Source organism: Micrococcus sp. 116, assembly GCF_902506395.1.
In the GTDB taxonomy this organism is placed as follows: Bacteria; Actinomycetota; Actinomycetes; order Actinomycetales; family Micrococcaceae; genus Micrococcus; species Micrococcus luteus.
Genome location: NZ_LR732370.1, coordinates 1,347,612 through 1,361,928, shown reverse-complemented (window position 1 = coordinate 1,361,928; position 14,317 = coordinate 1,347,612). Strand labels below are relative to the sequence as shown.

The 14,317-nt window shown below is 75.6% G+C and carries 13 protein-coding genes; 8 read left to right on the top strand and 5 right to left on the bottom strand.

Annotation, left to right across the window (positions count from 1 at the left end):
• Positions 1-1,305: glutamyl-tRNA reductase (locus tag CITRIK5_RS06250; RefSeq protein ID WP_159833303.1), on the bottom strand; the 1,305-nt coding region annotated here is incomplete at its 3' end.
• A gap of 136 nt (positions 1,306-1,441) precedes the next feature.
• On the opposite strand from CITRIK5_RS06250, the gene hemE reads away from it, so the two are divergent.
• The 6 genes from hemE to CITRIK5_RS06220 are packed head-to-tail and all read left to right on the top strand — an operon-like array spanning position 1,442 to position 8,265.
• Entirely contained in the window at positions 1,442-2,665 is a 1,224-nt protein-coding gene (gene hemE, locus CITRIK5_RS06245; protein ID WP_101967521.1) for a uroporphyrinogen decarboxylase, read from the top strand.
• Positions 2,662-4,170: an NAD(P)/FAD-dependent oxidoreductase gene (locus CITRIK5_RS06240; RefSeq protein WP_101965984.1), complete on the top strand. Its 1,509-nt coding sequence runs from the start codon at positions 2,662-2,664 to the stop codon at positions 4,168-4,170. Before hemE ends, CITRIK5_RS06240 begins: the two co-directional genes overlap by 4 nt.
• Positions 4,171-4,220: 50 nt before the next feature.
• On the top strand, positions 4,221-4,937 hold the full coding sequence (gene hemQ, locus CITRIK5_RS06235; RefSeq protein ID WP_036314319.1) for a hydrogen peroxide-dependent heme synthase: 717 nt from the start codon (positions 4,221-4,223) through the stop codon (positions 4,935-4,937).
• A complete protein-coding gene (locus CITRIK5_RS06230; protein ID WP_049147270.1) occupies positions 4,937-6,286 on the top strand; it encodes a ferrochelatase in 1,350 nt (449 codons plus the stop codon). Before hemQ ends, CITRIK5_RS06230 begins: the two co-directional genes overlap by 1 nt.
• A gap of 4 nt (positions 6,287-6,290) precedes the next feature.
• Entirely contained in the window at positions 6,291-7,424 is a 1,134-nt protein-coding gene (gene hemC / locus CITRIK5_RS06225) for a hydroxymethylbilane synthase (protein ID WP_134377035.1), read from the top strand.
• 1 nt (position 7,425) lies between these two features.
• Entirely contained in the window at positions 7,426-8,265 is an 840-nt protein-coding gene (locus CITRIK5_RS06220) for a uroporphyrinogen-III synthase (protein WP_036314324.1), read from the top strand.
• Positions 8,266-8,292: 27 nt separating this feature from the next.
• On the opposite strand, the gene CITRIK5_RS06215 is transcribed toward CITRIK5_RS06220, so the two are convergent.
• The 3 genes from CITRIK5_RS06215 to brnQ form a co-directional block, all read right to left on the bottom strand.
• Positions 8,293-8,574, bottom strand: coding sequence for a hypothetical protein (locus CITRIK5_RS06215; protein WP_134377034.1), 282 nt, complete (start codon positions 8,572-8,574; stop codon positions 8,293-8,295).
• A gap of 99 nt (positions 8,575-8,673) precedes the next feature.
• Positions 8,674-9,774, bottom strand: coding sequence for an NYN domain-containing protein (locus CITRIK5_RS06210; protein WP_134377033.1), 1,101 nt, complete (start codon positions 9,772-9,774; stop codon positions 8,674-8,676).
• Between the two features lie 10 nt (positions 9,775-9,784).
• Positions 9,785-11,179 (bottom strand): branched-chain amino acid transport system II carrier protein, encoded by a 1,395-nt coding sequence (gene brnQ / locus CITRIK5_RS06205; RefSeq protein WP_036381103.1) that lies wholly within the window; start codon positions 11,177-11,179, stop codon positions 9,785-9,787.
• 107 nt (positions 11,180-11,286) lie between these two features.
• Between brnQ and hemB the strand changes: the two genes are divergently transcribed.
• Positions 11,287-12,273, top strand: coding sequence for a porphobilinogen synthase (gene hemB / locus CITRIK5_RS06200; protein ID WP_036381100.1), 987 nt, complete (start codon positions 11,287-11,289; stop codon positions 12,271-12,273).
• The gene (gene hemL / locus CITRIK5_RS06195; RefSeq protein WP_036381097.1) at positions 12,270-13,595 is read left to right on the top strand and encodes a glutamate-1-semialdehyde 2,1-aminomutase; all 1,326 of its coding nucleotides are present in this window, start codon (positions 12,270-12,272) and stop codon (positions 13,593-13,595) included. Before hemB ends, hemL begins: the two co-directional genes overlap by 4 nt.
• 28 nt (positions 13,596-13,623) lie before the next feature.
• On the opposite strand, the gene CITRIK5_RS06190 is transcribed toward hemL, so the two are convergent.
• Positions 13,624-14,310 (bottom strand): 3'-5' exonuclease, encoded by a 687-nt coding sequence (locus tag CITRIK5_RS06190; protein WP_036381094.1) that lies wholly within the window; start codon positions 14,308-14,310, stop codon positions 13,624-13,626.
• Positions 14,311-14,317 lie beyond the last annotated feature (7 nt).

The following is a 14,317-nucleotide window of genomic DNA, read 5'->3' as shown; positions in this document are numbered from 1 at the left end:
CGCCTCGACCGTGCCCACGGCGGGGGCGGGGCGGCCGGGGGCCTCGATCCCGAAGACCGCCTCGAGGGCGTCCTCATAGCGGTCGAGCCGGCCCTCGGCGGCGAGCCGCTTGGCGCGCACGCTGGGCTCGTGCAGGAGCTGGTTCACCATGCGGCGCAGGGCGAACTCCACCTCCTCGGCGGCCGCCGTGCAGCCGTGGCGGGCGCGCACGCGCTCGAGCTCCCGGTCGAGCACACCGAGGGTGTGGCGGCGCAGGGCCTTGATCGCCGCGTCGGCACTGCGGCCACGCTGCGCGGCGCGGTACTCCTCGACGGCGTCGTCCACGAGCGCGCGGGCCTCCGCGACGGCGACCTGGGCCTGCTCGGGTGCGGCCAGCCGCACCGACTCGAGGGTGATGAGATCGACGTCCGGCAGGTCCGCGACCGCCGGGTCGAAGTCGCGCGAGAGGGCCAGGTCGACCACCGTGAGCGGACGCCGTCCGCCCTTGCGCAGCTCCTGGAGGCGCTCGGGGCTGATCTGGCGTTCGCCGCCGGAGGAGCCGATGATCACGTCCGCCTCGGCGACGGCGCCGGCCACGGCCTCGCCGCCGAGCGCGAGGGCCCAGCCGCCGCGGTCCGCGACGAACTGCTCCGCGCGGCCCGAGGCCGAGTGCACGCCGACGGTGGTCGCGCCCCGGTCCGCCAGCTGCGCGAGCGTGGTGCCGGCGTAGGCGCCCGTGCCGATCAGCAGGATGGTGGCCCCGGCCCAGAAGTCGCGCTGGGCCGCGGCGTCGGTGAGACCGCGCAGCTCCTCCGCGAGGTCCAGGGCGACGGAGACGACCGAGCGGCCGGCCGCGCCGAGCGCCGTGCGGGAGCCGACGTCCTTGGCCGTGCGCGTGGCGGACTCGAAGAGGCGGACGAGCGGACCCGAGGCGGTGCCGGCCTCCTGGGCCGCCGTCAGGGCGCGTCGGACCTGACCGGCGATCTCGCGCTCGCCCACCACGGCGGAGTCCAGTCCGGCGCCGACCTCGAAGAGGTGACGGGCCGTGGCGTCGGCGTCGAGTGTGCGGAACGCGGCGTGCACGTCCTCGTCGGGCAGGGAGGTGGAGGCGGCGACGGCGGACAGCAGCCCCGCGCGAGCGGCCTCGACGCCGGCCCCGTCGGCCTCGGCGTAGATCTCCACGCGGTTGCACGTGGCCAGCACGACGGCGCCCGCCGCACCGCTGCCGGGCAGGGCGGGCCCGACCCCGGTCGCGCCGGCGCTGAGGCGGGCGACCGTGTCCAGGTCCAGATCATGGTGGGAGGCGACGAGAGAGAAGACAGTCACAGCGGGCCAAGTCTAGCCCCGACCGCCCCGCCCGTCCGGGAAGGCGGACCTGACCCGGGTGCCGTCGGCCAGTGTGACGACGCTCACGGAGGACGCGGATGTGCCACCGCGACACGACCGGTGGGACACTGGGGGCATGTCCGCCCTGTCCCAGACCCCCGAGACCCCCGCGGCCGTCCCGGCACTGCCCGCCGAGCACCCGCTGCGCACCGAGGATCCGTCACGCTCGACCGTGGCCAGCCCGCTCCTCTGCGCGCTGCGCGGCCAGCGCCCCGACCGCCACCCCGTGTGGTTCATGCGGCAGGCCGGCCGTTCGCTGCCCGAGTACCGCCAGGTGCGCGAGGGGATCGGGATGCTCGACTCCTGCCTCATGCCGGACCTGGTCCGGGAGATCACGATGCAGCCGGTGCGCCGCCACGACGTCGACGCGGCGATCTTCTTCTCGGACATCGTGGTCCCCCTGCGCCTGGCGGGCGTGGACGTGGAGATCCAGCCCGGCGTGGGCCCCGTGCTCGGCCAGGCCGTCCGCACCGCCGACGACGTCGCCGCGCTGCCCGTCCTCGAGGACGCCGCCCTGGACGTCATCCGCGAGGCCGTCGCGGCCACCGTCGCCGAGCTGGGCCCGCGCCCCCTGATCGGCTTCGCCGGCGCCCCCTTCACGCTGGCGGCGTACATGGTGGAGGGCCGTCCCTCCCGCGACCACTTCGGCCCGCGACGCATGATGCACGCCGACCCCGAGACCTGGGCCGCCCTGGCCGGCTGGGCGGCCACCGTGTCCGGCCAGTTCCTGCGCGCCCAGCTCGAGTCCGGCGCCTCCGCCGCGCAGCTGTTCGACTCGTGGGCCGGTTCGCTCTCGGCGGACGACTACCTCGAGCACGTGCAGCCGCACTCGACGGCGGCCCTCGCCCATGTCGCCGACCTCGCCGGGCCCGGCGTCCCCGACGGCGCCCCGCTCCTGCACTTCGGCACGGGCACCGGAGAGTTCCTGCACCACATGCGTGACGCGGGCGCGACCGCCGTCGGCGTGGACCACCGCCTCACGCTCGCCGAGGCGCACCGCCGGCTCAGCGCGAACCCCGGCCCCGACGGACGCGGCGCCGTGCCCCTGCAGGGCAACATCGACCCGGCCCTGCTCGCCGCCCCGTGGGAGGTCCTCGAGGCCCACGTGCGCGACGTTGTCGCCTCCGGCGCCGTCGCGCCCGGCCACGTCGTCAACCTCGCCCACGGCGTGCCGCCGGAGACGGACGCGGCCGTGCTGACCCGCGTGGTCGAGCTGATCCACTCCCTGCCCGTGCCGGAGCGGGAGGGCCAGGACCCGGCACCGGGGGTCGAGACCGCCGAGCGGGAGGAGCGCGCATGAGCGGCACGGCGCTCGTGGTCGGCGGCGGCATCGCCGGCCTCGTCGCGGCCCACCGACTGTCCACGGCGGGCTGGGACGTGACCCTCGCCGAGGCCACCTCCGTGCTCGGGGGCGCGGTCTCCCCGCGCTTCCTCGACGTCCCCTCGCACGGCGAGACCGGGGCCCCCGAGACCCAGACCCTCGAACTCGACGGCGGCGCCGAGTCGTTCGCCGTCCGCGGCGCCGCCGTGCGCGCGCTCGTGGAGGAGCTCGGGCTGGGCGAGAAGATCGTCGCGCCCGAGCCCCTCGGCTCGTGGCTGCACGGTCCCGCCGGCCCCGTGCGCGCCCCGCGTCTCGGCATCGTCGGCATCCCCGGCGACCTCGACGCCGAGGACCTCGCCGCCGCCCTCACGCCGGCCGGCCTGGAGCGCGCCCGGCAGGACGCCGAGGCCCCCATGGATCGCTGGGCCGCCGCGCTCGCGGCCGGCGAGCCGGTGACCGTCGCGCAGGTCGTGGCCGACCGCCTCGGCGACGAGGTGCTCGACCGCCTCGTGGCCCCCGTCGTCGCCGGAGTCCACTCGGCCGACCCCGCGGTCGTCGAGCTGGAGCGCGTGGCCCCCGGCCTGCTCGCCGCCGCCGTGGAGCACGGCGGGCTGGCCGCGGGCGTCGCCGCGCTGCGGTCCACCGGGACCCCCGGCTCGCTCGTGGCCGGTCTGGACGGCGGCATGGTCCGCCTCACCGGCCGGCTCGTCGAGGCGCTGCGCGAGGACGGGGCCACCGTCCTGCGCGGTGTCCGGGTGGCCGCCCTGTCCCGCGTGCCCGCCACCGGCGGCTGGTGGGCCCAGATCTCGGACCGGGACGACGAGGTCGTCCGCGGGCTCGACGTGGACCGCGTCGTGCTGGCCGTGGACGGCGTCACCGCCTGGGACCTGCTGGCCCCGCTCTCGGCCGAGGCCCTGGACCCCGACGCCGGCCCCGCCCTCGGCGAGGGCATCGCGCTGGCCACGCTCGTCGTCGAGGCCGCGGGCCTGGACGACGCGCCACGCGGCACCGGAGTGCTGGTCGGCGCCGGGACGGACGTGGCCGCCAAGGCCCTGACCCACGCCACCGCCAAGTGGGCGTGGCTGCGCGAGGTCGTCGCGCGTCCGCAGGAGGACGGTGTCGCCCGCCATCCCCACCGCCACGTGCTGCGCCTGTCCTACGGCCGCCAGGGCGGCGGGCCCGAGGCCCTGGGCCACCGCAGCGCGGACGAGGAGCTGCTCGCGCAGGCGCTCGTGGACACGGCGACTCTCACCGGGGTGCCGCTGGCGGAGGAGGACGTCGTCGCCCGCACCGTCACCCGCTGGCGCCGCTCCATCCCGCCGCAGGCCGGCCCCGACCGCGCGAAGGCGGACACGCTGATCGACTGGGCACGGGACGTGCCCGGCCTCGACCTCGTGGGCAGCTGGGTGCACGGCACCGGGCTGGCCGCCGTCGTCGCCGGCGTGGACCGCACCCTCGGCGCCGACGCGCCGCCCGCGGGCTGACCTCGCCCCCAGACCACCCCTGACGCAATCGGATCTCAAGGAAGAGGACCATGACCAAGGACAGCACCACCACCCCTGCCGAGGCCGGCAAGGACTGGTTCACCACCTACACCGTGTTCGCCCGCCCACAGGGCGAGCCCGGCTGGCTGGGACTGGAGGGCCGTGACGCGAAGAAGGCCGCCAAGGAGTTCGACGAGGCCGTCGCGCGGGTGGCCCAGACCGGCGTGACCGTGCGCGGCGTCTACGACGTCTCGGGCATGCGCGAGGCCGGCGACGTCATGGTGTGGATGTACGGCCAGGTGCCCGAGGACCTGCAGGCCGCCATCCGCGAGCTGCGCCGCACCCGTCTGCTCGAGGGCACCACGATGGTGCTCTCGGCCATGGGCGCCGATCGCATGGCCGAGTTCAACAAGGACCACGTCCCCGCCTTCGCCATGGGCCGCAAGGCCCTGAAGTGGCTGTGCTTCTACCCGTTCGTGCGCTCGTACGATTGGTACCTGCTGGACCCGAAGGAGCGGGCCCGCATGCTCCGCGAGCACGGCCAGCTCGGCCAGGACTTCCCGCAGGTATGGGCGAACACCACCAGCGCGTTCGGCCTGAACGACTGGGAGTGGCTGCTGGGCCTCGAGGCGGACGAGCTGACGGACCTGGTGGACATGATGCGCCACCTGCGCAACAACGAGACCCGCCTGCACGTGCGCAGCGAGGTGCCGTTCTACACCGGACGCCGTCTGGAGACCGCCGAGATCGCGGAGGTGCTGGCCTGATGACCGCCGCCCCCGAGCCCCGCGCCGACGCGCCCGTCCACACCGGCCCGGACGCCGGCGTCGCCCCGGCCCTCCGGACGCCCGAGAAGGCCGCCGCCGGCGTCGACTACGACGTGTGCGGCGTGATGGCCCCCAAGGACTACGACGCCCTGCTGCTCGCCTCCTTCGGCGGGCCCGAGGGCCAGGACGACGTGATCCCGTTCCTGCGCAACGTCACGCGCGGGCGCGGCATCCCGGACGAGCGCCTCGAGGAGGTCGCCACCCACTACCGCGCCAACGGCGGCGTCAGCCCCATCAACGCGCAGAACCGCGCGCTGAAGGCGGCCATCGAGGCCGAGCTGGCCGCCCGCGGCCTGGACCTGCCCGTGTACTGGGGCAACCGCAACTGGGAGCCCTACTTCCCGGACACCCTCGAGCGGATGCACGCCGACGGGCACCGCCGCATCCTGACGGTCACCACCTCCGCGTACTCCTGCTACTCCTCGTGCCGCCAGTACCGCGAGGACATGGGCATGGCCCTGGAGCAGACCGGCCTGACCGGGAAGGTGGACCTGGACAAGACGCGCCAGTACTTCAACCACCCCGGCTTCATCGAGCCGTTCCGGGACGGCCTGCGCGCGGACCTGGCGTCGCTGCGCGCGGAGCTGGGGGACGACGCGCGGATCCACGTGCTCTTCGCGACCCACTCGATCCCCACCTCCGACGCCGCCGCGGCCGGCCCGCGCGGCCTCGCCGCAGACCTGCGCGCGCAGGCGGGGGCGGAGCCGGGCGACGAGGGTGCGGACGTGTACTCGGCGCAGCACCTCGACGTGGCCCGCGAGATCCTCGCCGGCGTGCCCGAGGCCGCGGACGTGCCGTGGTCGCTCGTGTACCAGTCGCGCTCCGGCCCGCCCTCGGTGCCGTGGCTGGAGCCGGACATCAACGACGCGATGGAGCACCTCGCGGGCGAGGGCGCCGAGACGGACGCGCAGGGGCGTGCCGTGGCGGGCTTCATCGTCGTGCCGCTGGGGTTCGTCTCGGACCACATGGAGGTGGTCTGGGACCTCGACACCGAGGCCAAGGAGACCGCCGAGGGGCTGGGCGTGGGGTTCCGTCGCAGCCCCACCCCGGGCACCGACCCGCGGTTCGTGGCCGGGCTCGTGGACATCGTGGAGGAGCGGCTGGGCCGGCGCGAGGGTCGCGCCGCGGTCGGCTGCTTCCCGGCGTGGTACGACGTGTGCCGGCCGGACTGCTGCGTCAAGGTGATGCGGGACGGCTCGACGCGGCCGACGACGTCCGCTGTCGACGCCGCCGTGCGCGGGCTGGCCGAGCACGAGGCGGGCGCCGCGGCCCCCGCCGAGGAGGCCTGAGACCGTGACCCCCCTGCGCATCGGCACCCGGGGCTCCGCCCTGGCGACCACGCAGACCACCCACGTGGCCGAGACGCTCACGGAGCGCTCCGGCCTGGCCCACGAGCTGGTGGTGATCCGCACCGAGGGCGACGTCACCACCGGCTCGCTGGCCTCGCTGGGCGGCACCGGCGTGTTCGCCTCGGCGCTGCGGGCCGCCGTGCTCGACGGCGTCGTGGACGCGGCCGTGCACTCGCTCAAGGACCTGCCGGCCGTCCAACCGGAGACCCTCGAGATCGCCGCGGTGCCGGCCCGGGCCGACCTGCGGGACGCCCTGTGCGCCCGCGACGGCCTCACCCTGGCGACCCTGCCCGAGGGCGCCCGGGTGGGCACGGGCTCGCCGCGCCGCGTGGCCCAGCTCAAGGCGCTGCGCCCGGATCTGGAGCTGGTGGACATCCGCGGCAACGTGCAGACCCGCCTGGCCCGCGTGCCCGGGCTGGAGCAGCACGACGATCACGCCCCGGCCGCCGCGGGTTCGCCCCGCGGTGACCTCGACGCCGTGATCCTGGCCTGTGCCGGGCTCGACCGGCTCGGCCTGGACCACGTGATCACCGAGCGGATCGACCCGGAGGTCATGGTGCCCGCCCCCGGGCAGGGCGCCCTGGCCGTGGAGATCCGGGCCGAGGACGAGTCCTTCCTCGGTCGGGCGCTCCTGGACCCCGAGGCGCCGGTCGGGAGGCTGCACGCCGCCCTCGAGCTGGTCGACGATCGGGACACCCACGTGGCGGTCACCGCCGAGCGGGCCCTGCTGCGCCGCCTCGAGGCCGGCTGCGCCGCGCCGATCGGGGCCGTGGCCCGCGTGAGCGACGGCGAGGCCGGCGCGCCGCGCATCGAGATGACCGCGATGGTGGCCGCCCTCGACGGCTCGCGCGTGCTGCGCCGGACCTCGTCCGTGCAGCTCGACCCGGTGCCGACCGACGTGGCCGGCGACCCGGCGGCCGGCGACGAGTGGCTCGAGGACACCCTGTTCGTGGCCGCGGAGGCACTCGGCGTGCACGTGGCCGAGCAGTTCGTGGCCGAGGGCGCCGACCTGCTGCCCGGCACGGTGCGCGGGGTGGACCGGGGCGACGGCGCCCCGCGCCCCGACGACCCGGCCTGAGATGCGCGTCCTGCTCACCCGCCAGCCGGCCCAGGCCGGCGACCTCGAGGCCGGTCTCGCCGGCACCGAGGTGGCGGGGCGGCGGCTGCGGGTCGGCTTCCTGCCGCTGACCGACTTCGCACTGCCCGACGACGACGGCCCCCTGCGCGCGCTGCTCGCGGACTGGGCGGGGGCCGACGGTGATGCGGCCGGGCCGGTGCGCTCGGACGGGTCCCGCTGGCTCGTGGTGACGAGCCCCAACACCGTGCGCGCGCTCAGGGCCGTCGGCTGGGACGGCCATGTCCCGGCGGGCGCGCGGATCGCGGTCACCGGACCGGGCACGGCACGGGTGCTGACCGAGGCGGGCTGCGACGCGGCGCCGTGGCTGCCGCCCGAGGACCGCTCCGCCGAGGGCCTGATCGCCGGACTCGCCGCCCTGCATCCCCGCGGCGCCCGCGCGTGGCTGCCCCAGTCCGATCGGGCCCGGTCCCGCCTCGCCGACGGCCTGCGCGCGGCGGGCTGGGACGTGCGGACCGGGCTCGCCTACCGGACGGTGCCGTATCCGGCGCAGGCCGGCAGGCGGCTGCTCGACGGGGCGGCGGACGAGGGCCGGGGGGACGTCGTGACGCCCGCGCGGCTGGCCGCGGTCGCGGCGGGGACCGCCGTGGTGCTCACCAGCTCGTCCGCGGCGGAGGAGTTCGTGGCCGCGGGTCTGACGCCGCTGGTGGGGGAGCGGGTGCGGCTCGTGGCGATCGGCGCGCCGACCCGGGACACATGCGCGCGGCGGGGTCTGCCCCTGCTCGGGACGGCCCCCACGCCGGATGCGGCCGGAGTGCTGGCCGTGCTGCGCGCTGCGGCCTGAGCCGCCCGTCCGCACTCGAGGCGAGGCTCAGTCGGGGCGGCCGCCGTCCGGGTCGGGCGCGTCGTCCTCCGTCGGCGCCGGGCCGGCGTCGTGCCTCTCGTCCTGCGGCACGCCGGTGGCGGCGGCCATGATGTCCACCCGCGGGCCGCGCAGGATGGCGACCGAGACGTTGGTGAAGCCCGTGTTGGCGAGCAGCTCCGAGGCCTCCTCGTCCGTCAGGTCGTACGCGTGCGCGAGCATGCGCACGTTCTCCGTGTAGAAGGCGTGCAGGCGGTCGACGCCGCGCAGGAAGCCCAGAGTGTTCCCCATGGCGGGGAGCCTACCGGGCGGGCGTGGTGGGCGGGTGGCCGGCGGGTGAACGGCCGGTGGACCGGCCCGCCGGCCGCGGGGGACGACGGGCCGTGCCGCTCAGCCCTCGGCGCGGCGGCTGCGGCGGCGGACCAGCGAGACCTCCATGGTGCGGCCCTCGGTGCGGGTGCGCAGGTACGGCTGGTCCTCCACGAGGGTGGAGAGCTTGGAGTGCCCGAAGTCGCGCGGGTCGAAGTCCACGTGGGTGCGGCTCAGGTGCTGGCCGATCAGGGACAGCGTGGCCCAGCCGTCGTCGGTGCTCGTGGCGTTGACGGCCTTGGTGAGCGCGGCCTGCAGGTCGATGCGCGGGGCGGCGTCGGCCTCGTCGTGCTCGGGCTCGGCCTCGACCGGCACCTCGGGCGGGGTCGGGTCCTCGGTGACGTCCGACGACGACGCACGGCGGCCCCGACGGCCGGCCCCGGACTTCGCCTCCGCGACCTTCCCGTCCTTGCCGGCGGCGGCGTCCCCGGCGGGGGCCTCGTCGGCAGCAGGGGCCTCGTCGGCAGCAGGGGCCTCGTCGGCAATGGGGGCCTCGGCGTCCGCGTCGGTGGCCTCGGGGGTGTCGGTGGCGTCGGTGGTCTTGGCCCCGCGACCGCGGCCTCGACCACCGCGGCGGGACCCCGAGCGGCCGGAGCCCTCGGACGCCTTGGCGTTCTCCTCCTTGGCGGGGGCGTCCTCGCCGGTCTCGTCGTCGTCGACGTCGTGGTCCGTGGCGGTGCCGAGCAGCTCGAGGTAGATGAACTGGTCCACGGCGTTGCGCAGGGAGGCGGGGGTCTTGCGGGCGCCCAGGCCGATCACGCGCTTGCCGCCCTCGCGCAGGCGGGTGGCCAGGCGCGTGAAGTCGGAGTCGGAGGAGACGAGGGCGAACGCGTCCACGTTGCCCATCCAGAGCAGGTCCATCGCGTCGATGATGAGCGCGGAGTCCGAGGAGTTCTTGCCCACGGTGTAGGCGAACTGCTGGACCGGCTGGATCGCGTGGTGGTTCAGCGCCTTCTTCCAGCCGTTGAGGTTGGTCGTGGTCCAGTCGCCGTACGCGCGCTTGATCGTGGGGGTGCCGTAGGTGGCGAGCTCCTCGAGGATCAGGGGGGCGAACTTGGGGGAGACGTTGTCGCTGTCCATCAGGACGGCGATGCGCAGGGATGCGGGGGTGGGTTCGGGCATGTGTCCCACCCTAGTCGGCGGCGGTGCGCCCGTGGCCGGCGGTGACCGGGATCGCCTCCCGCTCGCCCCGGCGGGGGCGGGGCCGCGAGGCGGCGGCCACTGTGCCGACGACCAGCCCGACGAGCGCCGGGACCACCCAGCCGAAGCCGACCGCGTAGCCGGGCAGCACCCGGCCGGCCAGGCCCGTCAGGGCGGTGACGGGCGGCGTCGTCGCGAGCGCCTCCGGCAGGGCGCCCAGCAGGTCGAAGGAGGCGGCGAGCCCCGTGCAGGCGACCACCCAGCGGGCCACCGCCGGGCGGCCCCGCACCCAGGCCCAGGCGAGGCCGAGCAGGATGACGACGACGGCGATCGGGTAGAGGAACATCAGCACCGGGACGGACCAGGCGATGATCGCCTCCAGGCCCAGGTTGGCGAGTGCGAAGGACACCACGAGGAAGAGGCTCGCCCACAGCCGGTAGGACCCGGGGAACATCTCCGCGAACATCTCGGCGCACGCCACGATCAGTCCGATGCAGGTCTTCAGGCACGCGACGAAGACGATGGCCGCGATGAGGTACGCGCCCGCCGTGCCGAAGAAGTGGCTCGCGGTGCGGGCGAGGACGTCGCCGCCGTTCGCGGCCTGTGCGAACGCGCCGTGGCTCGTGGCGCCGACGTACGCCAGCGAGGCGTAGACCACCGTCATCGCCGCGCCGCCGAGCAGCCCCGCCTTGCCCAGCTCCACCGCCATGCGGCGCGGGCCCGTCACGCCCAGGCGCCGGGCGGCGTCGACGATCACGACCGCGAAGGCGAGCGAGGCGAGCGCGTCCATCGTGGCGTAGCCGTCCAGCAGGCCCCGCACGAGCGCCCCGTCGGCGTAGGCGGGGGTCGGCGAGGGCAGGGCGCCCGTGCTCATCGGGGCCACGACGGCGGCCGCCACCAGAGCGCCGAGCAGGACCAGGAACGCCGGGGTCAGGTACCGCCCCACCCACTCCATGAGCCGGCCCGGACGGAACGCCGCGACCGCGGCGACCGCGAAGAACGCCGCCGTGAAGCCGAGCAGCCGCAGGCCGCCGTCGCCCGCCAGGGGCGCGACACCGATCTCATAGGACACCGTGGCGGTGCGGGGGATGGCGAAGAGGGGGCCGATCGTCAGGTACAGCAGGCACGTGAACGCCACGGCGAAGCGCCGGGAGACGGGCGCCGTCATCTCACGGACCGAGCGCGCCCCCGTCACCGCCGAGGCGACGATGCCCAGGACCGGCAGCCCCACCGCCGTGACGAGGAAGCCGAGCGTGGCCGGCGTGACCGCGGCGCCCGCATCCCGGCCCAGGCCGGCGGGGAAGATCAGGTTGCCCGCGCCGAAGAACAGGCCGAAGACGAGCGAGGCCAGCAGCAGGGTCTGACCGGGGCGCAGGCGCGGGGGCATCACGGGCCTCTCGACGGCGGACGGGGCGCCACGACTGTACCCGGCGCGCGGTCAGCCTCCGCGCCTAGACTGGACGGGTCCCCGAACCAGGAGCGTGTGACCCCGTCATGTCCTTCCCGCTGCACCGTCCCCGGCGTCTGCGCCGGTCCGCCGCGATGCGCCGCCTCGTCGCTGAGACGCGCCTGCACCCCGCCGAGCTGATCCTGCCGGCCTTCATCAAGGAGGGCGCCGCCGAGCCCGTGCCGATCGCCTCGATGCCGGGCGTCGTGCAGCACACCGCGGACTCGCTCAAGGCCGCCGCGGCCGAGGCCGCCGAGCTGGGCCTGGGCGGCATCATGCTGTTCGGCGTGCCGACCACGCGCGACGCCGTCGGCAGCGCCGCCCTGGACCCGGACGGCGTCCTGAACCGGGCCATCCGGGACGTGAAGGCGGAGGTGGGGGACGGGCTCGTCGTGATGTCCGACCTGTGCCTGGACGAGTTCACCGACCACGGCCACTGCGGCGTGCTCACCGCCGAGGGCACCGTGGACAACGACGCGACGCTGGAGATCTACGCCCGGATGGGCGTCGCGCAGGCCGAGGCCGGTGCGGACGTGCTCGGCCCCTCCGGGATGATGGACGGCCAGGTCCGCGTGATCCGGGAGGCCCTCGAGGGCGCCGGCCACCACGAGACCGCGATCCTCGCCTACGCCGCGAAGTACTCCTCGGCGTTCTACGGGCCGTTCCGCGACGCCGTCGACTCCCAGCTCACGGGCGACCGCAAGACCTACCAGATGGACGCCGCCAACCGGAGCGAGGCCCTGCTCGAGGTCGCCCTCGACCTCGAGGAGGGCGCGGACATGGTGATGGTCAAGCCCGCGATGAGCTACCTGGACATCGTGCGCGACGTGGCGGACATGGCGGACGTGCCCGTCTCCGCGTACCAGATCTCGGGGGAGTACGCGATGATCGAGGCCGCCGCCGCGCACGGCTGGATCGACCGGAAGGCCTCGATCGTCGAGTCCGTGCTCTCCATCCGGCGCGCCGGCGCCGACTCCGTGCTCACCTACTGGGCGGCCGAGCTCGGCCGCTGGATGAAGGAGGGGTCCCTGTGACCGCGTCCCAGCCGACCACCAACGCCGCCGCCTTCGCCGCGGCCCAGGCCGTCATCCCCGGCGGCGTCGACTCACCCGTGCGCGCCTTCGGCTCGGTGGGCGGCACGCCCCGGTTCATGGCCGGCGCACGCGGCCCGTACCTGACCGACGTCGAGGGCAACGAGTACGTGGACCTGGTCTGCTCGTGGGGCCCCATGCTGCTGGGCCACCAGCACCCCGAGGTCGTCGAGGCCGTGCACGCCGCCGTGGACCGCGGCCTCGGCTTCGGCACCTCCACGCTGGAGGAGACCGCGCTGGCCGAGCTGATCGCCTCCAAGGTCCCGGTCGAGCGCGTGCGCTTCGTGTCCACCGGCACCGAGGCCACCATGACGGCCCTGCGCCTGGCCCGCGGCGTGACCGGCCGCAACCTGATCGTGAAGTTCGCCGGCTGCTACCACGGCCACTCGGACGGCCTGCTGGCCGCGGCCGGCTCGGGCGTGGCGACCGCCGCCCTGCCCGGCTCCGCGGGCGTCACCGAGGCCGCCGCCTCCGAGACCCTCGTGGTGGACTACAACGACCGCGCCGCCGTCGAGGCCGTGTTCGCCGAGCACGGTGAGCGCATCGCCGCGCTCATCACGGAGGCCGTGCCCTGCAACATGGGCGTCGTGGAGCCCGCCGAGGGCTTCAACGCGTTCCTGCGCGAGATCACCCGCCGCCACGGCGCGCTGCTGATCTGGGACGAGGTGCTCACCGGCTTCCGCGCCACCGCCACGGGCGGCTGGGGCCTGTCCGGACAGCCCGAGGGCTGGACCCCGGACATCTGGTGCTTCGGCAAGGTGATCGGCGGCGGCATGCCCGCGGCCGCCCTGGGCGGCTCCGCCGAGATCATGGACCACCTGGCCCCGCTCGGCCCCGTGTACCAGGCCGGCACCCTCTCCGGGAATCCGGTGGCCATGGCCGCCGGCCACGCCACGCTCTCCCGCGCCGACGAGGCCGTCTACGCGGCCGTGACGCGCGCCTCGGACGCCGTGCGCGAGGGCCTCGTGGCCGCGCTCGACGCCGAGGGCGTGGACCACTCGATCCAGCGGGCCGGCACCCTGTTCTCCCTGGCGTTCGGCACCTCCGGCACCGGCGTGCGGGACTACCGGGACGCCCAGGGCCAGGAGGTCTTCCGCTACGCCCCGTTCTTCCAGTCGATGCTGGCCTCCGGCGTGTACCTGCCGCCGTCCGTGTTCGAGGCCTGGTTCGTCTCCGCCGCCCACGACGACGCGGCGGTCACCCGGGTGCTCGACGCGCTGCCGGCCGCGGCGAAAGCGGCCGCGGCGGCGACGCCCCAGGGCTGAGACCCGGGTGCGGGTCGGGGCCGGGCGCTCAGCGCTCGGCCTCGACCGGCCAGTGGCGCGAGACGGTGGCCTGCGGGTCCTTGCGTCGCAGGTACTGCTCGAAGCTCTCCGCCTGCTCGGCCTTCCAGCGGACCTGCCGCTCGTGCAGGTCCGTCGGCGCCACGCGCAGCTGCTCGTACCGGGCGGCCAGGGCGTCGGCCACCTGGACGGCGGCGAGGGCGTCCGCCGCGGAGGTGTGCGCGTTCTCCAGGGTCACCCCGTAGTGCTCGGACACCGCGGAGAGCGTGCGCTTGCCCTTGCGGAACCGGTCCACCTGCTTGTCCAGCACGAACGGGTCGATCACGGGGCGGGCCTCGAGCGGCGTCAGCCCGTGGCGGCGCGCCTCCCGGTCCATCACCGTGAAGTCGTACACGCCGTTGAAGGCCACCACGGGGATGCCCGCGGCGAACAGGTCCCGCAGGGTCTCGGTGATCTCCGCGACGCCCTGCGCGGCGGGCATGCCCTCCGCCTGCGCCCGCTCCGTGGTGACGCCGTGGACCTCGGCCGCCTCGGCGGGGATGGGCACGCCCGGGTCCACGAGCCACTCGGCCGACGACGCGGCGCGGCCGTGCTCGTCCACCATCACCAGGGTGGCGGTCACGATCAGCGCGGTGCGCGGATCACGTCCGGTGGTCTCGAGGTCGAAGCCGGCGCGGATGCTCTCATGCCAAGTCACGCGCCTC